The organism is Marinobacter salinexigens (genome assembly GCF_008370345.1).
GTDB lineage: Bacteria > Pseudomonadota > Gammaproteobacteria > Pseudomonadales > Oleiphilaceae > Marinobacter > Marinobacter salinexigens.
In genome coordinates, this window is sequence record NZ_VTUU01000001.1 from 65,781 (window position 1) to 87,981 (window position 22,201).

At 57.4% G+C, this 22,201-nt stretch carries 23 protein-coding genes; 7 read left to right on the forward strand and 16 right to left on the reverse strand.

The annotated features are described in order from the left end of the window. Nucleotides 1–48: 48 nt before the first annotated feature. From modC to FWJ25_RS00345, 7 genes are all read right to left on the reverse strand, one after another. Entirely contained in the window at nt 49–1,131 is a 1,083-nt protein-coding gene (gene modC, locus FWJ25_RS00315; RefSeq protein ID WP_149598258.1) for a molybdenum ABC transporter ATP-binding protein, read from the reverse strand. After that, complete coding sequence (gene modB / locus FWJ25_RS00320) at nt 1,128–1,805, reverse strand: molybdate ABC transporter permease subunit (protein WP_149598259.1); 678 nt, start codon at nt 1,803–1,805, stop codon at nt 1,128–1,130. Before modB ends, modC begins: the two co-directional genes overlap by 4 nt. Nucleotides 1,806–1,828: 23 nt before the next feature. Continuing rightward, nucleotides 1,829–2,632: a molybdate ABC transporter substrate-binding protein gene (modA, locus tag FWJ25_RS00325; RefSeq protein ID WP_149598260.1), complete on the reverse strand. Its 804-nt coding sequence runs from the start codon at nt 2,630–2,632 to the stop codon at nt 1,829–1,831. 26 nt (nt 2,633–2,658) lie between these two features. Beyond that, the gene (locus FWJ25_RS00330) at nt 2,659–3,561 is read right to left on the reverse strand and encodes an alpha/beta fold hydrolase (protein ID WP_149598261.1); all 903 of its coding nucleotides are present in this window, start codon (nt 3,559–3,561) and stop codon (nt 2,659–2,661) included. Beyond that, on the reverse strand, nt 3,527–4,501 hold the full coding sequence (locus FWJ25_RS00335) for a sterol desaturase family protein (RefSeq protein ID WP_149598262.1): 975 nt from the start codon (nt 4,499–4,501) through the stop codon (nt 3,527–3,529). Before FWJ25_RS00335 ends, FWJ25_RS00330 begins: the two co-directional genes overlap by 35 nt. A gap of 111 nt (nt 4,502–4,612) precedes the next feature. Then, nucleotides 4,613–5,365 carry a glutathione S-transferase family protein gene (locus FWJ25_RS00340; protein ID WP_149598263.1) on the reverse strand — a complete coding sequence of 251 codons (753 nt, stop codon included), beginning with the start codon at nt 5,363–5,365 and terminating at the stop codon, nt 4,613–4,615. Nucleotides 5,366–5,401: 36 nt separating this feature from the next. Beyond that, entirely contained in the window at nt 5,402–6,271 is an 870-nt protein-coding gene (locus FWJ25_RS00345; RefSeq protein WP_149598264.1) for a substrate-binding periplasmic protein, read from the reverse strand. A gap of 139 nt (nt 6,272–6,410) precedes the next feature. Here FWJ25_RS00345 and FWJ25_RS00350 point away from each other — a divergent pair, with 139 nt between their 5' ends. The 5 genes from FWJ25_RS00350 to FWJ25_RS00370 all read left to right on the forward strand — a co-directional run bounded on the left by FWJ25_RS00350 (nt 6,411) and on the right by FWJ25_RS00370 (nt 10,332). Then, entirely contained in the window at nt 6,411–7,511 is a 1,101-nt protein-coding gene (locus FWJ25_RS00350) for a M14 family zinc carboxypeptidase (protein WP_149598265.1), read from the forward strand. Nucleotide 7,512: 1 nt separating this feature from the next. Further along, complete coding sequence (locus FWJ25_RS00355; protein ID WP_149598266.1) at nt 7,513–8,250, forward strand: alpha/beta fold hydrolase; 738 nt, start codon at nt 7,513–7,515, stop codon at nt 8,248–8,250. A gap of 92 nt (nt 8,251–8,342) precedes the next feature. Beyond that, nucleotides 8,343–8,960 (forward strand): glutathione S-transferase family protein, encoded by a 618-nt coding sequence (locus FWJ25_RS00360; protein WP_149598267.1) that lies wholly within the window; start codon nt 8,343–8,345, stop codon nt 8,958–8,960. A gap of 39 nt (nt 8,961–8,999) precedes the next feature. Next, a complete protein-coding gene (locus FWJ25_RS00365) occupies nt 9,000–9,665 on the forward strand; it encodes a glutathione S-transferase family protein (RefSeq protein WP_149598268.1) in 666 nt (221 codons plus the stop codon). Between the two features lie 52 nt (nt 9,666–9,717). After that, complete coding sequence (locus FWJ25_RS00370; protein WP_149598269.1) at nt 9,718–10,332, forward strand: DUF4202 domain-containing protein; 615 nt, start codon at nt 9,718–9,720, stop codon at nt 10,330–10,332. Here FWJ25_RS00370 and trpC read toward each other — a convergent pair whose 3' ends face one another. The 6 genes from trpC to rpe all read right to left on the reverse strand — a co-directional run bounded on the left by trpC (nt 10,333) and on the right by rpe (nt 16,054). Further along, nucleotides 10,333–11,154, reverse strand: a complete 822-nt coding sequence (gene trpC, locus FWJ25_RS00375) for an indole-3-glycerol phosphate synthase TrpC (RefSeq protein WP_149598270.1) — start codon at nt 11,152–11,154, stop codon at nt 10,333–10,335. Between the two features lie 161 nt (nt 11,155–11,315). Next, nucleotides 11,316–12,344, reverse strand: a complete 1,029-nt coding sequence (gene trpD / locus FWJ25_RS00380) for an anthranilate phosphoribosyltransferase (protein ID WP_149598271.1) — start codon at nt 12,342–12,344, stop codon at nt 11,316–11,318. Nucleotides 12,345–12,358: 14 nt separating this feature from the next. After that, the gene (locus tag FWJ25_RS00385) at nt 12,359–12,937 is read right to left on the reverse strand and encodes an aminodeoxychorismate/anthranilate synthase component II (RefSeq protein WP_149598272.1); all 579 of its coding nucleotides are present in this window, start codon (nt 12,935–12,937) and stop codon (nt 12,359–12,361) included. A gap of 16 nt (nt 12,938–12,953) precedes the next feature. After that, on the reverse strand, nt 12,954–14,441 hold the full coding sequence (gene trpE / locus FWJ25_RS00390) for an anthranilate synthase component I (protein ID WP_149598273.1): 1,488 nt from the start codon (nt 14,439–14,441) through the stop codon (nt 12,954–12,956). 240 nt (nt 14,442–14,681) lie between these two features. Continuing rightward, nucleotides 14,682–15,371 carry a phosphoglycolate phosphatase gene (locus tag FWJ25_RS00395; RefSeq protein WP_149598274.1) on the reverse strand — a complete coding sequence of 230 codons (690 nt, stop codon included), beginning with the start codon at nt 15,369–15,371 and terminating at the stop codon, nt 14,682–14,684. Further along, on the reverse strand, nt 15,368–16,054 hold the full coding sequence (gene rpe, locus FWJ25_RS00400; RefSeq protein ID WP_149598275.1) for a ribulose-phosphate 3-epimerase: 687 nt from the start codon (nt 16,052–16,054) through the stop codon (nt 15,368–15,370). Before rpe ends, FWJ25_RS00395 begins: the two co-directional genes overlap by 4 nt. A gap of 235 nt (nt 16,055–16,289) precedes the next feature. Here rpe and FWJ25_RS00405 point away from each other — a divergent pair, with 235 nt between their 5' ends. After that, nucleotides 16,290–17,174 (forward strand): DUF3530 family protein, encoded by an 885-nt coding sequence (locus FWJ25_RS00405; RefSeq protein ID WP_188093536.1) that lies wholly within the window; start codon nt 16,290–16,292, stop codon nt 17,172–17,174. On the opposite strand, the gene FWJ25_RS00410 is transcribed toward FWJ25_RS00405, so the two are convergent. From FWJ25_RS00410 to FWJ25_RS00420, 3 genes are read right to left on the reverse strand one after another with little or no spacing between them, the layout of a single operon-like run. Beyond that, on the reverse strand, nt 17,171–17,932 hold the full coding sequence (locus FWJ25_RS00410; protein ID WP_246166616.1) for a DnaJ domain-containing protein: 762 nt from the start codon (nt 17,930–17,932) through the stop codon (nt 17,171–17,173). The two genes, FWJ25_RS00405 and FWJ25_RS00410, sit on opposite strands and share 4 nt — an antisense overlap. Next, the gene (murU, locus tag FWJ25_RS00415; protein WP_149598277.1) at nt 17,929–18,630 is read right to left on the reverse strand and encodes an N-acetylmuramate alpha-1-phosphate uridylyltransferase MurU; all 702 of its coding nucleotides are present in this window, start codon (nt 18,628–18,630) and stop codon (nt 17,929–17,931) included. The genes FWJ25_RS00410 and murU overlap by 4 nt, the downstream gene beginning before the upstream one ends. Beyond that, nucleotides 18,627–19,667, reverse strand: coding sequence for an aminoglycoside phosphotransferase family protein (locus tag FWJ25_RS00420; protein WP_149598278.1), 1,041 nt, complete (start codon nt 19,665–19,667; stop codon nt 18,627–18,629). Before FWJ25_RS00420 ends, murU begins: the two co-directional genes overlap by 4 nt. A gap of 212 nt (nt 19,668–19,879) precedes the next feature. Between FWJ25_RS00420 and FWJ25_RS00425 the strand changes: the two genes are divergently transcribed. Then, nucleotides 19,880–22,201 (forward strand): LPS-assembly protein LptD, encoded by a 2,322-nt coding sequence (locus FWJ25_RS00425; protein WP_438616549.1) that lies wholly within the window; start codon nt 19,880–19,882, stop codon nt 22,199–22,201.

Below are 22,201 nucleotides of genomic sequence, written 5' to 3' on the forward strand. Positions count from 1 at the left end.
GGTTCGTTCCTCATCCTTGCGGGATCGGTTGCTGCCGGTCCCGGTATTTCAGTCCACAATGGCGACTGATTTCACCTGCATCCATACCTGTTGGCCTTCTTTGAGCGCCAGGGTTTCTACAGATCGCGTTGTCAGCCTTGCCACGAAGGGCGTTGTGCCCGCTACGAGTCTGGTCAGGGCGATACCCGGGCTGATGTCATCGGCAATCTGATCAATTCGTGCTGGAATCAGGTTCTGTATGCTCTGGTCCGGGTGAGGATTAAGGGCAATGCTGATGTCGCGGGCCAGCACCTGGACCCGGACGGATTGCCCCTTGGTGAGATTTCCGTTGCTACGTATCCAGAGGTGCCCGCTATCGAAATCCCCCCGAGCAAGGTGCCACTGTTCCTCAATGACTCCGATGGTTGTGTTGATGATCACACCGGCGTCATCTTCCAGTCCGAAGGGTTGATCGGTGCGGGCCAGAGTCTCCTGCAACGGGCCTTCGGCGGTCACCCGGCCGTTGTCCATCATCACGATGTAGTCAGCCAGTCGAGCGACTTCCGCCGCTGAGTGGGAGACATAGAGAATGGGCATGGAGAGACTGTCACGGAGTGTTTCCAGATAGGGCATGATGTCCTGTTTGCTGTTCTGGTCCAGCGCCGACAAGGGTTCGTCCATCAGCAAAACTCCCGGACTTGTCAGCAAGGCTCTTGCGATAGCAACCCGTTGGCGCTCTCCACCGGATAGTCTGTCCGGCATACGATTCATGAGGTGGGATAGCCCAAGCCACTGTTCCACCTGTTCCGGATGGATTTTTCGTTGCTGCCCGGGTGTTCGGCGATAGCCATAGAGCAGGTTTTTTCGCACGGACAGGTGGGGGAATAAGCTGGCGTCCTGGAATACATAAGCCAGCGGGCGTCGATGAACCGGTACGCAGGTTTTTTCGTCCTGCCAAATGTCCCCGTTGACTGACATCACCCCGTCGGCTGATTGCAGCCCTGCCATGCAACGCAGCAGCGTGGTTTTGCCGCAGCCAGAGTGGCCGAACAGGGCTGTCACACCCTGGCCGGGAAGCTGCAGGTTTACATCCAGTTCGAAGCCCGGGTAGCTGCAACGGAAACAGGCTGTGATGCCGCGCTTATCGTTCATTTGACCAATCCCGAGCCAGGGCGTCCATTCAGGGAGTACAGGGTGACGAGCACCACGAAGGAAAACACCACCATCCCCGCCGAGAGCCAGTGGGCCTGGGCGTATTCCAGGGATTCCACGTGATCGTAGATGGCTACAGACAGGACCTTGGTTTCGCCAGGGATGTTGCCGCCGATCATCAGCACCACACCAAACTCGCCGACGGTATGGGCGAAGGTGAGAACGGCAGCGCTGAGGAAGCCGGGGCGGGCCATGGGGATCACTATCGAAAAGAATCGGTCAATCGGTGACGCACTCAGGGTGGCGGCCGCTTCCAGATAACGGCCCTCGATCGCCTGAAAGGCATTTTGCAGAGGCTGGACTGTGAACGGCAGTGAATAAAGGATGGAGGCCACCACCAGGCCTTCAAAGGTAAAGGGCAGCAAGCCCAGTCCCAGAGATTCTGTGGCACCGCCAATCGGGCCGTTTGGGCCTAGCAGGATCAGCAGGTAAAAACCAAGAACCGTCGGTGGCAGAACCAGTGGCAACGCCACGACAGCGGCAATGGGCTGGCGTAGCCAATGACGGCTTCTTGCCAGCCACCAGGCAATCGGGGTGCCTATGATCAGCAGTAGCAGCGTAGTGGATCCGGCCAGTTTGATGGTCAGCCAGATTGGTTGCCAGTATGGGTCCATAGGGTCAGTCTGCGGTCCGTGGTTCAGGATTGGGTATCGTAGCCGAACCCTTCAATGATCGCCCTGGCCGCCTCGCTGTGGAGAAACGTCAGCCAGTCTTTGGCCGCGGGGTTCCCGGCTCCCGTGGTGAGCAGGATGGCCTGTTGCTCGATGGGGGCGTAGTAATCCTGTGGAACCGGCCAGAGTGTTCCGTCCTGATTCTCCCAGGCTCTGACCTGTGACAGCGCCACGAATCCCGCCTCGGCGTTATCGGTGGCCACAAACTGGAAGGTCTGGGCTATGGAGTCACCGCGTACCAGTTTAGGCTGCAGGCTTGTCCACAGGCCCAGACTGTTCAGTACTTGTTCTGCAGCGGCGCCATAGGGTGCTGTTTTGGGATTGGCGATTGCCAGTTTTCTGAAGTCGCCAGAGGAAAGCCAGGTGGGAGCGTCATCGAAAAGCTCCGTTACCGGACTCCACAGCGCCAGTTTCCCCTTCGCGTAGGTAAAACGAGTTCCAGCAACGCCCTGGCCATTTTCCTCCAGCAGTCTGGGGCGTCGGCTATCCGCAGCCAGAAACACATCAAAGGGGGCCCCGTGTTCGATCTGAGCATAGAGCTTTCCAGTCGAGCCGTAGCTGGCGGTAACCCGGTGACGGCTGGTTTCCTCAAAGGCACTGATAAGCTCGCGGGTGGTGTCCGTGAAGTTGGCTGCAACAGCAATCCGGACTTCAGCTCCGTAGGCCAGGTTGGCGAAACTGGCCAGAGCGATTGACAGGATAATGGCTGGGCTGCGAGCGACACCTGAACACAGCAGGAAGTGTCGACATGTTTTCGACAAAGCGGGCATCAGGAAATTTCCGGTTGGGTGGATAGTTAGCCTGATTCTAACAGGGACAGAACATAGCTCCATACTTCGTCGGCATTGGTTTCGTTGAGCATCTCGTGCCGGCCGCCATCAAAGAGCCTTAGCGTAACCTGATCGACTCCGGCGTTCCTTATGGCCTGGAAGTGACGTTTGACGCCATTACCCCTTTCCCCGACCGGATCTTCGCTGCCAGCAAGCAGGTGTACAGGTAACCCCCTGGGCCATTGACTGGGGTCGATACTCAGCATTCCTCCGATAAAGTCATACCATAGCCCGGTGGTGCACTCGAAACCGCACAGCGGGTCATTGATGTAGAGATCGACCTGATGGGCGTCCCGGCTCAGCCAGTCGCAGGTTGTCCTGTTTGGGCGGAACTGCCTGTTGAACTTGCCAAAGGTCAGGCCGGCAATCAGCCGGCTTCGGTGGCGTTTGCCATAGAAGGCCCGAATGAGCCCGATCAGCAGTCGGGACGCCAGAAGCTCCGGCCGGTTTATTCGATTGGTCGCGCTCAGAATCAGGCTGTCCGCGGCATCCGGGTGTTGTTGAACGCAGCTCTGGGCAATAAATGACCCCATGCTGTGTCCCAGCAGGTAGACCGGGAGGCCGGGAAACTGGGTTCTGGACTCCAATAATACCCGGTACAGATCGTCGGTGACGCTCAGCCAGCCACTTTGGTCGTGGTAATGGCCGACCTGCTCTCCGGTGGAGTCCGGACCGTGCCCCCGGTGATTAAAGGTGATGACGGCGATGTGATGACCGGACAGCCAGCGGGCAAAGCCCGCATAACGGCCCGCGTGCTCTGCCATGCCGTGGGCGATCACCAGCACGGCAGAGGGGGTGTCAGGGCTATAGAGGGTTCCGGTTATCCGGTGCTCGTCACGGCTGCTTAGTGTGAGCAGAGATTCCTGCATGTTGCTTTTCCGGGGTTATTGATGCCGGGCGTTCCCACGCTGGCGGCTTCCATAGATGTTTGAGACGAGACAATAATCTGCCGGGGCGTGCCATGTCGCGGAACAGATCCACGTATTCGTGAGTCCAGAGTACCAGCAGGTTGTTGGATGGTACCGGGCGGGTAATGCCGTATTCCGGGGGGGTTTGGGCATCTTCCGGTTCGAAGGTGCCGAAGATTCGATCCCATATGATCAGTATGCCGGCGTAGTTCCGGTCAATGTAGCGGGGGTTGCGGCCGTGGTGAACCCGGTGATGGCTGGGGGTGTTGAACACGAACTCGATCCAGGCCGGAAGCTGCCTGACCAGGGTGGTATGGATGAAGAACTGATACACCAGGGACAACGCATAGGCGATACCAATCCATACCGGGTTAAAGCCGATGAGTGCCAGCGGCAGATAGAACACCCAGTTGCCGTTGAATATGTTGGTGGCGTTCTGGCGCATGGCCGTTGAAAAATTCATCCGCTCGGATGAGTGGTGTACAACGTGTGCCGCCCAGAACCAGCGCATCCGGTGGCTGGCCCGGTGCATCCAGTAGAAACAGAGATCGACACCGATAAACGTCAGGGTGCCTGTCAGCCAGTTGAGCTCCAGATCGAACAAGCGGTGGTGGTAACAGAATGCGTAAACCGGGAAGGCGATGAGGCCGGCAAACAGCAGTTCGGTGATCTGGTAACCGGCGCCAAGGGCGAAATTCCGAAAGGCTTCCCGAAGGTCCATGAGCTTCGGGTCATGGCGGATTTTCAGATATTCCCAGACCGTGACCGCCACGAACACTGGTGTGGCAATCACGAAAATCAGCTGGCGCTCATCCAGTGCCAGCCAGGGCGCAGCGGTTTCCCAGAGTGTTTTAAGGCCGCTGTCTTCGACGACGGCCAGGATCATGTCGGTCAGAACCATGAATGCCACCTGCAGGTATCGTTATTGTATTTGTCTCATTGTGGCATGAGTGGGGTTTGCAGGCTTTGTCCCTTTCCGTCACCAGGAGTGGCCTTTTCCGCCACCTCCGGGTTATTGAGTTGTGCCAGATCGGTGTTGTTCGTACTTATCTGCCAGTATGCCGATGTGGTCGTTCCACTGTTCCAGCCATGCCCGGATCTCTTTCGGGATTTGTCTTTCCTTCGGCCAGGGCACGGGGTAGGCCTCTGGCTGGAACATTGGTGCAAACAGCGCCGCTGCAGTCAGATCGGCCCGGGAGAACCGGTCGCCGGCAAGGAATGGCTGCTTCCCGTAGGCATCGGCCAGTTCCGTCAGCATATCCTCCATGACCTTACGGGACTTGTCCGCTGTTTTGTCGTTGATGTTCATCCATTTGCGCATAACTTCATCAACCCGGCTGAAGGCCAGGCTGACAAGGAACCGGTTATAAAATGGTGTGCCTGCGGTGAGCAGAGGAACGACTGCCTTGGGACGCTTGAGAAAGTGATGGTAGGAATAACAGCGCACGGCGGGGCCGGCTTCGTCGTCCAGGCGTTTTTCCCAGGACAGTGCCTGTTCCCGGATTTCCGGATCACTGGGGGTGAGCGGGTTTTCCGGAAAAGTTTCGTCCAGATAATCCAGGATCTGCGCCGATCCCTGAACGATATGGCCATCGTGATCCAGCACCGGTACAGAGGTGTCTGAACCGGTCAGTTGCCGGATCACGTTTACGTGTTGGCCGGGCAGAAGGGTCACGGCCTCGTAATTTATCTTCTTGTAATCCAGCGCCCAGCGAACCTTTTCGCAATAGTGGGAAATGGCGAACTGGTAGAGCTTGATGGCCATGATGAGCGGATCTCCTGATGGTTAGCTGAGCGTTACCTAGTCTGCTTTGTGTACACCGTAGCGGTCCAGAATTTTTGCCAGTTGGCCAGAGCTCCGGAGTGCCCTTATACCGTCTGACAGTGTATCTGCCAGTTCTGGCGCATTGGCCTTCGCGGGCGAGAATGCGATATAGGCGGGCGATTGGTAAATCTGCCCGGCATTTCGGGGGTGGATTCCGGTCGTTTTGTTGTGCAGAGTCCATTCCATAACGGCGAGGTCTTCGGGGAATACGTCGAATCGGCGTTGCTCCAGTAGTTCTATGGCTCTGAGCAGTGGTGATGGCCCTGAGATGATCCAGACCTGTTCCGGCTTATCCTGATTCTCCCGGATGTAGTCATCCAGTTCGGGGGAATAGGAGTATCCGTTGATGGCCAGCAGACTCTGGTTCGCTAATGAGGCAAGGCCATTCCATACCCAGGTGCTGTCTGGATGAGTGAACAGGACCGTTCGGGAGTAGCCGATCGGCTCCTCCGGAAAGATCAGGTCTCCGCCTTCACCGGCCAGCGCGCCAACTACCCCGTCAATGTGGCCCTCGTGAACCTGCTTCAGCGCCCGTGCCCAACTCACATTCTGGTAGATCACTTCAATACCGGCCATGGCAAACGCCGCCCGGGCGACCTCAATCATGTAGCCTTCCTGTGAACTTCCTGCTTCGCAGTTGTGCGGGCACCAGGGGTCTGCGGCCAGAACGATGGACCGGGATGTTCCTGGCATTGGGGAGGAAGTCGCGATGTCGCCGTTACTTGCCGAATGCTCTTCGCCATTCGCAGGAGCCGGAGGGGCTTTGCTACCCGTTGTCTGATTGTCGTCCGAAGGAGAACAGGCCATCAGGAACAGCAGGGAAAGAATAACGAGTAGTTTGGGCATGGTAACCAATTCAATAGTTTACCGCGGAGCGAATGTTCCAGTAATGATAGACACTGGTCATGGATTTGTAACCCTTAAGGCCGTCAACGGTTTGTAGTATTCACCTATTAAACTCCGACCGTTTAGGGAGGAGTTCTGCATGACTGAATTGCGAGCAATCACACCCCATGCGGCCATTCCGGTGGAACAAGCAACCCGTGATAGCCGACAGCGTCGTATACTCCGGTCGTTTCTGCCGGAACTGGTGCAACTTGAGCGAATCCTTGCAGAAGCGCCCGAGCTGGTGACCACCTCTGTTGTCGACCGTATTTCCCTCAGGGATCTGACCCTGCCGATCTATCGTGCAGATCTGGGGAGTGAACGGCCGGATGCCCCGGTGATCCTGCTGGTGGGTGGTGTGCATGGGCTGGAACGGATAGGCAGTCAGGTGGTGATGGCATGGCTTGGGTCGGCTCTGGCCCGGCTGCGCTGGGATGACGGTTTCCGACAGTTGTTGGAGAAAGTCAGAATAACAGTGCTACCGATCCTGAACCCGGGCGGAATGTACCTGAATCAGCGCAGCAACCCCAACGGTGTGGACCTGATGCGCAACGCGCCGATTACCGCACAGGACCGCAGTGCATTCCTTTTGGGGGGGCAGCGTTTATCTCCACGACTGCCCTGGTATACCGGAGATCCGGAGCAGGGTATGGAGCTGGAGAACCAGGCGCTGGAATCAGTGATCCGGGGCTTGCTCCCCGGACGCCCGTTCAGTCTTGCCCTGGATTGTCATTCCGGCTTTGGTTGGCAGGATCAGATCTGGTTTCCCTATGCATACCGTCGCCGCCCGATGCGTCGAATTGCGTCAGTGATGGCGCTCAAACTGATTTGGGAGCAGGCGTATCCCAATCACGATTACCAGTTTGAGCCCCAGTCCCGTCATTACCTGACCCACGGCGATCTCTGGGATTACTTTTATAAGCAGATCAACCGCGACAATGCTGGTGTTTTCCTGCCCCTGACCCTGGAAATGGGTTCCTGGCGCTGGATCCGCAAGCGCCCAAGACAATTGCTCCGCCTGCAGGGCTTTTTTAACCCACTGGTACCTCATCGGCATAAACGTGTGCTGAGAACCCACCTGACATGGATCGATTTCCTCCTTCATGCGGCTGCCAGCCACGAAAACTGGTTGCCGGCCCGGGAAGAGGAGTCCATGCTGAGGGAGGCAGCCATCATGCACTGGTACCGGGATCAACAATAATATGCACTGGATTCTCCTGCGTGGTTTGACACGGGAGCAGGCTCACTGGGGGCCATTTCCCGAACGGTTGAGACAGGCTTTTCCCGACCATCGCTTTCATACTGTGGACCTGCCCGGGACCGGAGTTCATTTCCATGATCCCAGCCCGGATAATATCCCTGCTATCCGGGAGGCGGTTTGCCATCAGGTGAGCCATATACCCAGGCCATTCAGCATTCTGGCCCTGTCCATGGGGGGTATGGTTGCCCTGGACTGGGCTCAGCAGGCACCGCGGGGAGAGATTCAGAATCTGATTCTGATTAATACCAGCTCAGGATTCAGCCCGCCGTGGCAGCGGATGCGTCCCGGAGTGTGGCCGAGAGTGATCAGGTTGATGGGGCGCCGGGAGTTGTTTGACCGGGAGAGGGATATCCTCCGACTGACATCAAGCCGCGAACCGGACCTCGAACTGGTCAAACAGTGGTATCGGATTCAGCGTCAGAGGCCGGTTAGCCCGCGCAATGCATTTCGCCAGCTATCGGCGGCGGCCCGTTACACGCCCGGCGAAAAACGGCCGATGCCCGAAGCGCTTCTCTTGGCCAGTCAGGGTGATCGGCTGGTGAACTGGCGTTGCAGTGCACAGCTTGAGCAGCGTTGGTTATGGTCGTTAAAGCTTCATCCGGATGCCGGGCATGACCTGCCGCTGGATGATCCGGACTGGATTATTCGGCAGATGTCGGAGTGGTTGTCCCGTTGGTAAGGTTGCTTGACGCAACTCTTTTTTCCGGTCAGGCTCTGGGGTGAATTGTCCACCGTCCAAAAACAACCTATCCCGGAGAGGAGCCAACAATAATGAAAATCTTCGAAACCAAAACTGCCCCTAACCCCCGTCGAGTACGCATGTTTATGGCGGAAAAAGGGCTGCTGGACAAGGCCGAGTTCGTCGAGATTGATCTTCAGAAAGGGGAGAACCTTACCCCTGAATTTGTCGCCCGTAACCCGATGAAGAAAGTGCCTGTCATGGAGCTGGATGATGGCACCTGCATTGCCGAAACCATGGCAATTTGCCGCTACTTTGAAGAAAGCTACCCTGACACACCCCGCCTGATGGGAGATACGCCATTGGAAAAGGCTCAGATTGAGCAGTGGATGCGCTGGGTAGAGCTATTCTTTTTCCTGCCGACCGGAATGTGCTTTCAGCACACCAGTGGATACTTCAAGGATCGAATGAACCCGATCAAAGAGTGGGGTGAGGACTGCGGAAAGAATGTCGAGAAGTTCATGCATTTCCTCGACAAGCACCTGGAAGGCAAAGAATACATCTGTTGTGACCGATTGACGGCTGTGGATATCAACGCGTTTACCACGGCTGCCTTTGCACGGGTCGTGAATATCCGCATCAAGCCGGAACAGAGTAACCTTCAGGCCTGGTACGATCGGATGAAGGCTCGGCCTTCTGCCCAGGTGTAATCCTGGGTTTTATTGCTCGCAATTTGCCTGGAGGCCGATGTGATAGACCTGTATACCTCTCCGACCCCGAACGGGCACAAGGTATCTGTGCTGCTCGAAGAAATGGGTGTCGAGTACAACCTGATACCCGTAGATCTGTCAAAAAATGAACAGAAAATGCCGGCGTTTCTGGCCATGAATCCCAATGGCCGCATTCCGGTCATTGTTGATCGCGATAACGACAATTTCGTGGTGTTCGAGTCCGGAGCGATCATGATCTACCTGGCCGAGAAATACGGTCAGTTTTACCCTGCTGACCCGAAAGTCCGGTCAAGGGCCCAGCAGTGGCTGATGTTTCAGATGGGCGGGGTTGGCCCGATGATGGGGCAGGCCAATGTGTTCTATCGCTATTTCCCCGAAAAAATTCAACCTGCCATTGATCGATACCAGCACGAATGCCGCCGCCTGTTCGAGGTTCTCAATGCAAGACTGGCAGAATCTCCTTATCTGGCCGGAGAGGAAATCACCATCGCGGACTTTGCCAACTGGTGTTGGGTGAGGACCTACAACTGGTCTGGTGTCGCAATGGATGGCCTGGAACATCTGGAACGCTGGGTGAACGAACTGTATGCTCGTCCCGGTTGCCAGGCTGGCATTCACAAGCCGGAACGCCCCCGTGATGCAGAACAGTTAGTCAGAAATGCCCAGACTATGGTAACCCGCTAGGAGCCCGCACCGGCTCCCGGAACGGTGATTTCTCACAATGACAGGACCAACCATGAGCACATCGGATGCCTTGCAGTGCGCCCTGGACAAGATTGACCAGGCCAACCGGAACGACCCGAACAGAGAGACCGTCGAAGGCGAATCACTGCCCAGGGAGTATGCCTACAGTCTGCATATGACCCGTTGGCTGCACGCGCTGGAATCTGCGCCGTCCGAACGGATGCAGATTGCCTGCCGGGCTCAGCATATTGAGCGCTGGACTCTGGCTCGGGGGGACTATCCTGAAGGCCGCAAGGGTTATTACGAGTGGCGTCAGGCCTGTGGCCGGATGCACGGTCAGCGAGCCTCTGAAGTCATGGCCGACTGCGGTTATCCACAGGATGAATGTGAACGGGTGGAGACCATTCTGACCAAGCGCAAATTGCGTGAGGATGAAGACACCCAGCTACTTGAAGATGTGGCCTGCATGGTGTTTCTGGAGCGGTACTTTGCCGGGTTCTTTGAAGATAACCCAGACTATGACCGGGAAAAGTGGTTACGTATAGTGCGCCGCACCTGGGGCAAGATGACACCCCGGGGGCACGAGGCGGCACTGAAGTTGGCGGAGGGTATGCCAGCGCATCTGCTGGCATTGTTGCAGGAGGCGCTGGCAGAACCGGAAGGCTGATCAGCCTTCCGGGAAAAACAGTTCCTGCAGTTTTTGACCGGGCTCCGGGGCACGCATGAAGGATTCGCCCACCAGAAAGCCGTAGATGCCCCGGCTGGTCATGGCTTCCACATCCTCCCGGGTCATAATCCCGCTTTCGGTAACGGTCAGTCGATCGGCGCTGATTCGTTCGTGCAGGCTGAAGGTGGTGTCCAGTGATACATCGAAGGTATGCAGGTTGCGGTTATTTATGCCTACCAGCGGCGTGCTGAGGGTGAGGGCGTCGTCCATTTCCTCGCCGTCGTGTACTTCCACCAGTACGTCCATGCCGATTTCGTGGGCAATACCTTCCAGTTCCTGCATCTGATCTTTGGTCAGGCAGGCCGCGATCAGCAGAATGCAATCCGCGCCGATGGCCCGACTCTCGTATACCTGGTACGGAGCTACCATGAAGTCCTTTCGGATCACCGGCAGGCTGCAGGCCGCGCGGGCAGCTTTCAGATAGTCCTCATGGCCCTGGAAAAAGTCTTTGTCAGTCAGCACTGACAGGCAAGCGGCTCCACCTTTTTCGTAGCTTTCGGCAATGAGGGCTGGCTCAAATGGATCTCGAAGAATGCCTTTGCTTGGCGATGCTTTCTTGATCTCAGCAATAACGGCGGGGGTTTGCTGTGCAATATGCGATCGGAGCGCGTTAGCAAAGCCACGAGCTTCTGGTTGATCACCCGCCATCGCTTTCAGATCATCAACAGAAGTCGTCCGTTTCCGCTCATCGATTTCCTCCCACTTGCGGTCAACGATTTTCCGCAGGATGGTAGGTGTTTTATCCAGGTGTCGAGTTGTCATATCAGGCCCGTAAATAGTTTGCGAGAGCCAGTGGGGCAAGCCTTCCGAAACTGTCTGCAGCCATGGATGGCTGCAGTCAAGCCCTACAGGGACGTATTCACGGGCGGGTTTCGGAAGGCTTGCCCCACTGGCTCGCCTGCCTGCAATTCAGCAGGCAAAGATCAAAAACATTGAGAGAAATCAGCCAGCTCGGACATTTTGCCCGCTGCCAGGCCAGAACCCATGGCATCCAGCGCCATATCTACGCCTGCTTTGGCATTGTCCGCCAGACCAGCGACATAGATGGCTGCACCGGCGTTCAGGGCGATCATATCCCGTGCTTTCTCGGTGATTTCGTCGTGATTACGGCCAAATGCAGCCTTGATCAGTTTCAGGGATTCGTCAGAAGAATCCACAGAAAGCCCGACCAGTGACTGGCTCCTGATGCCCAGTTCTTCCGGAGTCAGGTCGTATTCGGTGATCTTGCCGTCTTTGAGCTCTGCCACATGAGTGCTGGTGGCCAGGCTGATTTCGTCCAGTCCGTCTTTTGAACAAACCACCATGATGTGTTCGGCGCCCAGTCGGGATAAAACCTCTGCCATGGGACGGCATAGTTCCCTGGTAAACACGCCGATCAGTTGCCGTTTCACTCCGGCAGGATTGGTCATGGGCCCGAGAATGTTAAAAATGGTGCGGCAGCCGAGTTCCCGACGCGGGCCAATAGCGTGTTTCATGGCACCGTGATGGGCTGGAGCGAACATGAAACCGACGCCGATCTGTTCCACGCAGCGGGCGACTTGCTCCGGTGTCATGTTCAGATTGATGCCGGCCTTTTCGATCAGGTCGGCACTGCCGCTCTTGGATGACACGCCACGGTTGCCATGTTTGGCCACGAAGCCGCCGGCCGCCGCGACCACAAATGATGCCGCCGAGGATACGTTAAACAGGTTGGCGCCGTCGCCACCGGTACCGACTATGTCGACCAGTGGTGACGCCTGAACGGTGACGCCAGTGGCCAGTTCGCGCATGACTTCCGTGGCGCCGGTGATCTCGTCGATGGTTTCACTTTTCAGGCGCAGTCCCATGAGAAATGCACCGATCTGTGCGTCGGTGGCTTCGCCATTCATGACGATGCGCATCACGTCTTTCATTTCCTCCCGGGACAGATCCAGGTTGGAGGCAATGCGGTTGAGAGCGTCTTTCATGTCCATGTGTCGGCCTCTTGTTATGTTCTCAGGAAGTTGCGCAGCAGTTCATGGCCCTGTTCGGTCATGATGGATTCCGGGTGGAACTGAACGCCTTCAATGGGCAGGGTCTTATGACGAACACCCATGATTTCTTCTACAGAGCCATCGTCGTTGCGGGTCCAGGCGGTGACTTCCAGGCAATCGGGCAGGGTGTTCTTGTCGATTACCAGGCTGTGGTAGCGAGTGGCCTGAAGGGGGTTGTTCAGGCCCCGGAAAACACCGAGATCGTTGTGATACACCGGAGAAACCTTGCCATGCATGACCTGGCCTGCGCGGATGATGTCTCCTCCGAAGACTTGTCCAATGGATTGGTGCCCGAGGCAGATACCGAGAATGGGTAGTTTGCCAGCGAAGTGACGGATGGCCTCCATCGAGATGCCCGCTTCGTTCGGAGTGCAGGGCCCAGGCGACACCACCAGTCGTTCCGGTTTCAGGGCTTCGATCTGCTCAACAGTAATCTCGTCATTCCGGTACACCTGCACATCGGCGCCCAGCTCGGCCAGGTACTGGACCACGTTGTAGGTAAAGGAATCGTAGTTGTCGATCATCAGTAACATAATTCGTTCCTCCGCCTCAGTGGTCGTAGTCGTTGTAGGTCATGGCCACGGCCCTGAAAATGGCACGGCCCTTGTTCATGGTTTCTTTCCACTCGAGACGGGGAATGGAATCTGCGACTACGCCTGCACCGGCCTGGATGTGAAGGGTCTTGTCCTTGATCACAGCGGTGCGGATGGCAATGGCGGTATCCATATTGCCGTTGAAAGAGAGATATCCCACGGCACCACCGTAGACGCCGCGCTTGACCGGCTCCAGCTCATCGATAATTTCCATGGCGCGGATCTTTGGTGCTCCGCTCAGGGTACCGGCGGGCAGGGTGGCTCTCAGTACATCCAGGCAACTGGTGTTCTCTTTCAGGCGACCGGTGACGTTGGAGACGATGTGCATGACGTGGGAATAGCGTTCCACAATCATCTTGTCGGTCAGCTTTACGGTCCCGGTTTCCGAGACCCGGCCGGCGTCGTTGCGGCCCAGGTCGATCAGCATCAGGTGCTCGGCAATTTCCTTGGGGTCGGCCAGCAGTTCGTTTTCCAGGGCCTTGTCTTCCGCATCGGTAGCACCGCGTTTGCGGGTACCAGCGATGGGGCGGACGGTGACTTCCTCATCCTCGACGCGGGCGAGGATTTCCGGAGATGAGCCAACAATGTGGAAATCTTCAAGATCAAGGAAGTACATGTAGGGCGATGGATTGAGCACCCGCAGCGATCGATAGAGGTTCAGCGGTGGCGCCTCAAACGGAATGGACATACGCTGGGATATCACCGTCTGCATGACGTCCCCGTCAAGCACGTATTCCTTGATTTTGTCGACCGCAGCCTCGAATTTCTCCTGAGTAAAGCCGGAGACGAAATCGCTTTCGTCGACGACCTTGCCACGCAGGTGCTCCGGTGTTCGTGGGGCATCGGAGGTTTGCCTGTGCAGGCGGGCTTCGAGTTCATCGATCCGGGCCTGTGCGTGCTCGAAGGCTCCCTCAGTTGTCGGGTCTACATGGACGATCAGGTGGAACTTTCCGCGCAAATTGTCGAATACGATGATTTCATCTGACACCATCAGCAGAATGTCGGGGGTTCCGATCTTGTCTGGTGGGCAGCTCTGACGCAGACGTTTTTCGATATAGCGCACAGTGTCATAACCAAAATACCCTACCAGGCCTCCGTTGAAGCGAGGCAGTTCCGGCAGATCCGGGGCATGGAAGCGCTGTTGGTACTCTTCAACAAAGGCCAGAGGATCATCCACCTCGGCTTGCTCAACTACCTTGCCGTTCCGGCTGACTTCTATGTGGTGATCGAAAACCTTGAGAACTTCCCGGCTCGGCAGGCCGATGATTGAATAGCGGCCCCACTTTTCGCCACCCTGTACGGATTCGAACAGGTAGGAATAAGGGCCGCTGGCCAGTTTCAGGTACGTGCTCAGTGGTGTGTCGAGGTCAGCGAGGACGTCGCGGAATACGGGAATACGGTTATAGCCGGCTTGTGCGAGCTCGGAGAATTGCTCGGGTGTCATGTCTCGGTTTCCTGAAATCTGATCTGCGTTGGCGGAGAGCTGCTGTAGTTCGCTTTCCGCTGGTGGTGCGGTCTCGACAGGCGTGCGCCAGTCAGCCGCCGGGCTTGCTCAGCCGGTGCGCCATCGCCACCATCGTGTTGCGCGGGTTGTGAGAATGCCTCGCGCTGCAGTTAGATTCAGTCCCTGCACGGCAGGAATCTCCCGAAGAATTGAAGTATTCAATGAAAACGTCCTGTGAGATTACAAAAGCTCGGCCAGCGAATCAACAACTGCGTCCGCACCGAGGCTGTCCACGGAACCACCAAAGTTGTATCCGTACCTTACCGCAACACAGGGAATGCTGGCGGCAAGAGCGGCATTCACGTCGGCGGCTGAATCACCCACCATGACGGTGGTGCCTGGTGTTCCCCCCAGTTTTTCCATGGCATGGAGCAACGGCGCGGGGTCAGGTTTTTTTACCGGCAGGGTGTCGCCACCGACCGCCAGCTCGAACCACTTGTCCAGGCCGGTCTGTTCCAGCAACGGAGCAACGAACTGATCCGGTTTATTGGTGACAATGGCCAGTCGGCATCCCAACCCTTTCAGATGCTCCAGGCATTCTTCTACGCCGTCAAAAACCCGGGCGTGACGACCGTTATGCTGGCCGTAGCAGTGATAGAAAATGGCCATGGCGTCGTTGAACAGGGCATCGTCCTTTGCCTCCGCCGGTTCCCAGTCGATCCTGCCCGCCAGAGCCCTGCGCACCAGCACGGCTGAGCCATTGCCCACCCAGTTGCGTACTTTGTCTAAGCCTGCGGGTGTCCTGCCCAGGTGCTCCAGCATCTGATCCACGGCCGCGGCCAGGTCCGGTGCGCTGTCGACCAGAGTGCCGTCGAGATCGAACAGGGCGACGCCCGGCCAGCGGTTATTGAACAGCCCGGCAAGGCTCATTGACCAATGGCCTTTCGGGCCTGTTCGAGTTCTGCGCGCATGGCGTCGATGGTGCTCTTGTAGTTGTCGGTGTTGAAAATGGCTGAACCGGCAACGAAGGTGTCAGCGCCTGCTTCTGCAATTTCCCGGATATTATCGGTCTTCACACCACCGTCGATTTCCAGGCGAATGTTGTAGTTGCTGGCATCGATGCGCTTGCGGGCCTCCCGCAGTTTGTCGAGTGTGCCGGGGATGAACTTCTGCCCGCCGAACCCCGGGTTCACGGACATCAGCAGTACCATGTCGAGTTTGTCCATGACATAGTCCATGTAGCTCAGAGGCGTCGCCGGATTGAATACCAGGCCCGCTTTGCAGCCGCCGTCGCGGATCAGTTGCAGCGAACGGTCGATGTGGCTGCTGGCTTCCGGGTGAAAGGTGATGTAGCTGGCGCCTGCATCGATAAACATGCGGATCAGGTCATCCACCGGGGATACCATCAGGTGGACGTCGATGGGGGCGGTCACACCGTGTTTACGCAGTGCCTCACACACCATTGGGCCAATGGTGAGGTTGGGCACGTAGTGATTGTCCATCACGTCGAAATGCACTACGTCTGCACCGGCGGCCAGAACATTGTCGACTTCCTCTCCGAGACGGGCAAAATCGGCAGAAAGAATGGAAGGGGCAATCAGATAGGGATTCATGGCAGCTCTCTCAATGTTTATGCGGTGTCTGCGGGCAACGACACCACACCATTATGTTGCGTGCGAGTGGATCTCAATGGCAGGGAAGCGGTTTCCTGCCTCACAATAAAACGAGTGCTAGTCTAACAGTTTGGACGATTTTTTCGCAGTCAAAAGGTCATCGCCTGTGGTTTGTTCGGGAACAGAAACCGGAGCTGGATTCAATCTCCGGCTTTTCACCAGAGTCTTGTGTGTTTTGGCGTTGCTGGCGCCCGTGCTGCCGGGGGCAGGGCTGTTTGCGCTTGCCGATGAAAATGAGCCGGCTCGTGCAACCGTTTATACCGGCACAGGCCAACAGGCCCTGGCGAAGGCTTATCCAGATGCGGTCAGGTGGTTGACGCTGAATGATGATCGGCGGGTGCTGGGGGTATTCTTCCCGACACTGAAGGAGCCGGCCAAAGGGGCGGTTTTGTTGCTGAATGACGCCGGAGAGACAGCCGTTTCAGGGGTTAACGGTACGTTGGCGGCAAGCCTCGCCAGGCGGGGCTGGGCCGTCCTGACACTTGGTCTGGAGCGCCCCGGCCCGGGTCTTCAGCGATTACTTGAGCGACCTTCGTCGGCATCCTCAACCGAGGATGAGGGTGACAGCGCCCCGAATGATACGTCAGTCATGATCGATGTGGCGGCAACCGAGAGTGACGAAGATGACCCCGTCAGTCGCTACAAATCCCATCTGCGCGACGTGCTGGGTGCTGGCGTCGGGGAACTGAAGGGGATGGGGTACGAGCGGGTTGCCGTGGTTGGGGTTGGCACGGCCTGCAACTACCTGCTTGAACTGGATCGAAATGGTAGCGAATCCGTTGCGGTAGTCTGGATTGATCCGGCTTTTTACCCCGCCGAGTCAGACGCTTTAGTTGACCGCCTGATGGCTGCGGAAGGTGTGCGGGTTCTGGAACTCGAGATTTTGACAAGTGACGCTGCCTCAGCGGGGCCGGGCCGCCAGGCAGACCTGGCGCAGGCGGGGTTCTCCGGGTATGAGCGGCAGCGAGTTGCTGCCTCACATCCACCTCAGGGGCTGGATGGTGAAACAATCGCAAGCCGCATCAGTGCGTGGCTGAACCCTGTTTCTGATGCTGACTAGCCTGTTACCCGGTGGCGCCGCTTTATCAGCTCCCAGGCCTGTTGATAGCGGAGCAGCCGTTCCTTGGCGGCCTTCTGCTCAAAGCTGTCTACCTGCTGCTGGGCCAGTTTGTCCGGATGGCACTCGGATACCTTTCGGCGATAGGCTTTTTTGATGTCCGCGAGGGTCTCCCGCCGGGTGACACCCAGAAGCTGGCAGGCCTGCTCGTAAGTACTCGGTTCTGAAGATTTTTCTACCTGTTGCCGCCAGATCTTGCTGGCATAACTTTCATAGATATCGTCACTGACTGCGATCGGGAGGCCTATCTGGTCAATGGCGTCCTCGCAACGGTATTGTTGCGGTTTGGCCGGGCGCCCTTTGAGTTGCGATGCATGGCAGAGGCAGATGGCAACCTGTAGTGCGGGTGCAGGCCAGACAGGGCGAGTCATGCGAATGCTCAATCCACGGAACCAGGGCAATTCGCTGGCGGATTTACCCTGCTGGAACCACTGAATAGCGCGCCGGCGCTGCCGCTGGGACAACTTGAGCGCCTTCATCAGCCCTTCAGCATTGCGAATATCCGCCTCGGTAACCCGCCCCTCGGCCTTGGCAATGTAACCGAGAAAGAAAAACAGGGGGTGCCGGCACCAGCGTGGCAGTCGGGTACGCTCAATCAGTGCCGACGCCTGATGGCCGCATGCCGACAGTTCCTTGAGCAGACTTGAAAATTCGGCTTCCAGCCGTGCGGGAAGCGTTGGTTGCCGTGGCTGAGCGCTCACTGTCCGTCACTCCGTGAAGCATGCTCTCCTGTGGTGAGTGCGTGATCAAGCTGCCGCAAGCGCTCCGGCGTCCCCACATCCACCCACTTGCCGGTGTGGTGAATGCCAGCCACGCGCCCCCGCGAGATGGCCCGGCGTAATACTGGTCCGAGCTTTCCAGCCTGATCGTCCAGCCCCTCAAACAGTCTCCGATTCAGCAGGCTGATGCCGGTGAAGGTCAGGCTTTCGCTTCCCTGTTCTGCCAACGAGCCGTCGGGAGTCAGGCAGAAATCGCCTTCAGGGTGGTGGGCGGGGTTATCTGTCAGCACCAGCAGGGCATCGTGGTCCTGGGGCGGGGTCAGTTGCGAGAGGTCAAAGTCACTCCAGATATCGCCGTTGATCACCAGGAACCAGTCGGAACCGTTCTCGGTCAGGGTGTGCAATGCCCTGACGATGCCGCCTGCGGTTTCCAGAGGCTCTCCTTCCCGCGAATACTGAATGCTGACGCCAAACCGATCTCCGGTGCCGAGAGCAGACTCGATCTGCTCGCCGAGCCAGGCGTGATTGATGACAATCTGCCCGAACCCCGCCTGCTTCAGGTTCTCCAGCTGGTGAACAATCAGAGGTTTGCCTCCGGCCTCCAGCAGGGGTTTGGGAGTGCTGAGCGTGAGCGGCCTCATGCGCTCGCCTTTTCCGGCGGCCAGAATCATGGCTTTCACTGGCTATCGGTCTCCGCACTGGCGTCAGGTCTGAGCTTTTGTTCAATGACCGGCATCACGCCTTCAATGAGCCATTCGTGGAAATGCCGGAGAGCCGGCTGTCGGCTACTTGCGGTAATCAGGTAGCCAACGGTGCGGGGAATGTCTCCCAGATAACCGTCCTTCCCGTCGCGGATTGACAGTCGCGCGAAAATGCCGGCTGCCTTGAGATGGCGCTGCATGCCCATCAACTCGAACCACTGACGGAAGGTTTCAGTGTCTGCCCGGTGCAAACCGGCATCCAGGCTGCCCTGGCGATAGTACTCCAGCCACTCGGTCACTTTCTCTTCTGGCCACTGGACATAGCAGTCCTTCAGCAGCGAAACGGCGTCATACGTAACCGGGCCGGTGACCGCGTCCTGGAAGTCAATGACTCCGGGGCGGCTGGTGTCAGGCTGAATCAGCAGATTCCTGGAATGGTAGTCGCGGTGTACCGTGACTTCAGGTTGTGCCAGTGCACTTTCCCGGAGAAAGGCGAAGGCGGTCTCGAGCAGGCAGCGTTCGCCGTTGCTCAGCTCCATCTCCAGTATTTTTTCCAGCAGCCAGTCCGGGAACAGGGCCATTTCACGGTCAAGCAGGGCGGCATCATAAGGTGGCAGCGGATGCTCGGAAGGGGGAGCGGTTTTCTGGATGGTGATCAGCTCATCAAGCGCTCCGCGATAAAGTGTATCCGCGGAGTCACTGTTCAATTGGCCAAGCATCAGATTGTCGCCAAGATCCTGCAATAGAAGAAAACCCAGTGTGAGGTCAGCCTGCAGAATCTCGGGCACCGCGATGCCCTGTTTATGCCAGTGTCTGGCGATGGCGACAAAGGGCACGCAATCCTCGTGCTCCGGTGGCGCGTCCATCACGATCGCGGGCCTGGCGGACGGACCGGACTGCCACACCCGAAAATAACGACGGAAACTGGCGTCGCCGGAGACCGGCTCAGCGGTGCTCTGTTCAAAACCGGGGAACTGTCTGACCCACTCGGTCAGCTCCTGCAGGCGTGTGTCCATGGTCTGATCGGGCTTCCTGAAAGTGGTTGGTTCTGTCTGCGAAAGTTAGCAGAGGAGTATAAAGTGGGTAAAACGGTTTTGCAGCGGAGTTTCCGTTAACAAGCCACAGGGGCACGTGTAAACTAGGCGGCTGTTAAAATGTCTGAGCCCATACTCATCCGCAACAGGAATCCGCAACTGTGCCAACCTCCGAACGCCTCAAGCTGAAGCCGCTGTGCCGGATTGTCGGGCTGTTGACGGCAGGCCTTGCAGGCACGCAGGCGCTGGCGGAGCCTCCGAAGAGTGCGGCTGAAATCGATTGGCGGGCGAAAGATGAGCTCCCAGCATCCGTCCGGGATCAGTTGCCTGCATTCTGTGACGGCGGCTACCTGCCCTCGACTTCGGAAGATGGCGTGGCCTTCGGTAATGCTGTTGGTGGCAATGCGCCGCTTCATGCCAGTGGCCTGAATGCCCGATATGAAATCGATCGTTCCCTGTACCTTGATGGCGATGTCCGGCTGCGTCAGGGGGCGTTTCAGGTCAACGGCTCATCGGCACGCTACAGTCAGGAACAGGGAACGGTTTCCATTGCCGGCCCGCTGGTCAGTCGCGGTGAAGGATTTCTGCTGACCGGAGACAGTGCCGACTATCAGGTCGATACCGGTCGCTTTGACATCAACACTGCAACCTACCTGTTGCATGGCCCGGAGATACGGGGCAGTGCTGCCAGCCTGACTCGCCTCGCCAGTGACCGGGTGGAAATTCGCGATGGCCTGCTGACGACGTGTGGCCCGCAGCAGAATGACTGGGCCGTGGTTGCCTCGGAGATTGAACTGAATCGGGAAGAAGGGTTTGGTACCGCGAAACATGTTCGCCTTGAAGTGCTGGATGTCCCTGTTTTCTACTGGCCCTGGGCCAGCTTCCCGATTGACGACCGTCGCAAGACCGGGTTCCTGTATCCGGAATTCGGATCGTCCAGTGCTGACAGTGGCGCTTTCCTGGCGGTTCCGTACTACCTGAACCTGGCGCCTCATTACGATGCAACGCTGACGCCGCAATACCACCACGGCCGCGGATTGTTCACCGAACTTGAAGGGCGGTACCTGAGCAGTTTCGGCGAAACCACTCTGCAACTGGGCTATATCGGCAATGACTCGGCGTACAAAGATGAGAACCCGGGAGAGGATGGCGAGCGTTGGGCGCTGGACGCAACCACCCGGGCCAGCTTCGGCTATGGCTGGACAGGCTACGGTGACTTCTCTGTGGTCAGCGATGAAGATTATCTGGGCGATCTGAACCGTACGCTCGACATCAATACTGCCACCCATCTTCAGCGCAAGGGTGGCTTCAGGTACCGCAGTGATGCCCAGTACTTCGATATGTATCTCAACGACTACCAGACCATCGTTGACCGGATTACCGAAGTGAATAAACCCTACGCTCAGCTTCCGGAAGTGATTTACGGTGGTCAGGCGAATGCGGGCTGGTTTGAGGCCAGCCTGGAAAGCCAGTACACCTGGTTTGACCGGGATAATGAAACGCTCACCGGCCTGGACAAGGCTAAGGGCCAGCGTTTGCGAGCCATCCCGGAATTGGCATTGCCGCTGCGGTCGCTCTGGGGATTCAGTCGCCCATCGGTGAGTGTCGACTATACCCGGTACGAGCTGGATGATTACAGCCTCGGGGATGGCAGCTTCGATCGGACGGTGCCGGTTTTCGAGTGGGACAATGGGCTTTATTTTGATCGACAGTCGTCCCTGTTTGATATCCCCTACAACCAGACGCTTGAACCGAGACTCTATTACGCATGGGCTGACGCCGAAGCGGATCAGAATTATATTCCCGACTTTGATTCCGGCCTTAAAACCTTCCAGTTTGATCAGCTTTTCCAGCGGGACCGCTTTTCCGGCGGAGACCGGGTGGGTGATGCCAATCAGTTGACCGTTGCCCTGACCAGTCGTTTCAATGATCTGGTGACCGGCGCAGAACGGGCTCGCTTCAGCATCGGTCAGGTTCAGTATTTCGACGACCGCGAGGTCACACTGTTCGGAGAAGGGGCGGGTACACGCAGCCGGTCGCCGTTGGCGGGCGAGGTTGTGCTTCATCCACTGGATACCCTGGAAATCCGTTCATCCGGTCTCTGGGATCCGGAAACCGGTGACACCGAGGAAGGCCGGAGCCAGCTGGTGTTCCATTCCGAGGATTATCAATACCTGGCCAGTCTAGGCCATACCTACAGTCGTGGCGAACTGGAGCAGTCAGATGTGGCAGCGGTCTTTCCTGTCACCGACAGCATCAGCCTGATCGGCCGTTGGGTACATGATTCCATTCTGGACCGGACGGTAGGGTCGTTGGCCGGTCTGGAATATAACAACTGCTGCTGGAGCGTTCAGGTGGTGCATCAGAACTACCTGACTGACGACGAGGAGCTGGACAGTCGTGTGCTGTTCCAGATTCAACTCAAAGGTCTTGGAGGGAGTGGGGGCTCGTCCCGGATCTCCGATGCCATCTACGGCTTTGAAGAGCGCGAGGAACGTCGGTTCGGAACTCCGTGA

Excerpts from the sequence above, each read along its gene's own strand:
- modC (WP_149598258.1), bottom strand. The coding sequence starts at position 1,131 with ATGAACGATAAGCGCGGCATCACAGCCTGTTTCCGTTGCAGCTACCCG.
- modB (WP_149598259.1), bottom strand. The coding sequence starts at position 1,805 with ATGGACCCATACTGGCAACCAATCTGGCTGACCATCAAACTGGCCGGA.
- modA (WP_149598260.1), bottom strand. The coding sequence starts at position 2,632 with ATGCCCGCTTTGTCGAAAACATGTCGACACTTCCTGCTGTGTTCAGGT.
- FWJ25_RS00330 (WP_149598261.1), bottom strand. The coding sequence starts at position 3,561 with ATGCAGGAATCTCTGCTCACACTAAGCAGCCGTGACGAGCACCGGATA.
- FWJ25_RS00335 (WP_149598262.1), bottom strand. The coding sequence starts at position 4,501 with ATGGTTCTGACCGACATGATCCTGGCCGTCGTCGAAGACAGCGGCCTT.
- FWJ25_RS00340 (WP_149598263.1), bottom strand. The coding sequence starts at position 5,365 with ATGGCCATCAAGCTCTACCAGTTCGCCATTTCCCACTATTGCGAAAAG.
- FWJ25_RS00345 (WP_149598264.1), bottom strand. The coding sequence starts at position 6,271 with ATGCCCAAACTACTCGTTATTCTTTCCCTGCTGTTCCTGATGGCCTGT.
- FWJ25_RS00350 (WP_149598265.1), top strand. The coding sequence starts at position 6,411 with ATGACTGAATTGCGAGCAATCACACCCCATGCGGCCATTCCGGTGGAA.
- FWJ25_RS00355 (WP_149598266.1), top strand. The coding sequence starts at position 7,513 with ATGCACTGGATTCTCCTGCGTGGTTTGACACGGGAGCAGGCTCACTGG.
- FWJ25_RS00360 (WP_149598267.1), top strand. The coding sequence starts at position 8,343 with ATGAAAATCTTCGAAACCAAAACTGCCCCTAACCCCCGTCGAGTACGC.
- FWJ25_RS00370 (WP_149598269.1), top strand. The coding sequence starts at position 9,718 with ATGAGCACATCGGATGCCTTGCAGTGCGCCCTGGACAAGATTGACCAG.
- trpC (WP_149598270.1), bottom strand. The coding sequence starts at position 11,154 with ATGACAACTCGACACCTGGATAAAACACCTACCATCCTGCGGAAAATC.
- trpD (WP_149598271.1), bottom strand. The coding sequence starts at position 12,344 with ATGGACATGAAAGACGCTCTCAACCGCATTGCCTCCAACCTGGATCTG.
- FWJ25_RS00385 (WP_149598272.1), bottom strand. The coding sequence starts at position 12,937 with ATGTTACTGATGATCGACAACTACGATTCCTTTACCTACAACGTGGTC.
- trpE (WP_149598273.1), bottom strand. The coding sequence starts at position 14,441 with ATGACACCCGAGCAATTCTCCGAGCTCGCACAAGCCGGCTATAACCGT.
- FWJ25_RS00395 (WP_149598274.1), bottom strand. The coding sequence starts at position 15,371 with ATGAGCCTTGCCGGGCTGTTCAATAACCGCTGGCCGGGCGTCGCCCTG.
- rpe (WP_149598275.1), bottom strand. The coding sequence starts at position 16,054 with ATGAATCCCTATCTGATTGCCCCTTCCATTCTTTCTGCCGATTTTGCC.
- FWJ25_RS00420 (WP_149598278.1), bottom strand. The coding sequence starts at position 19,667 with ATGGACACACGCCTGCAGGAGCTGACCGAGTGGGTCAGACAGTTCCCC.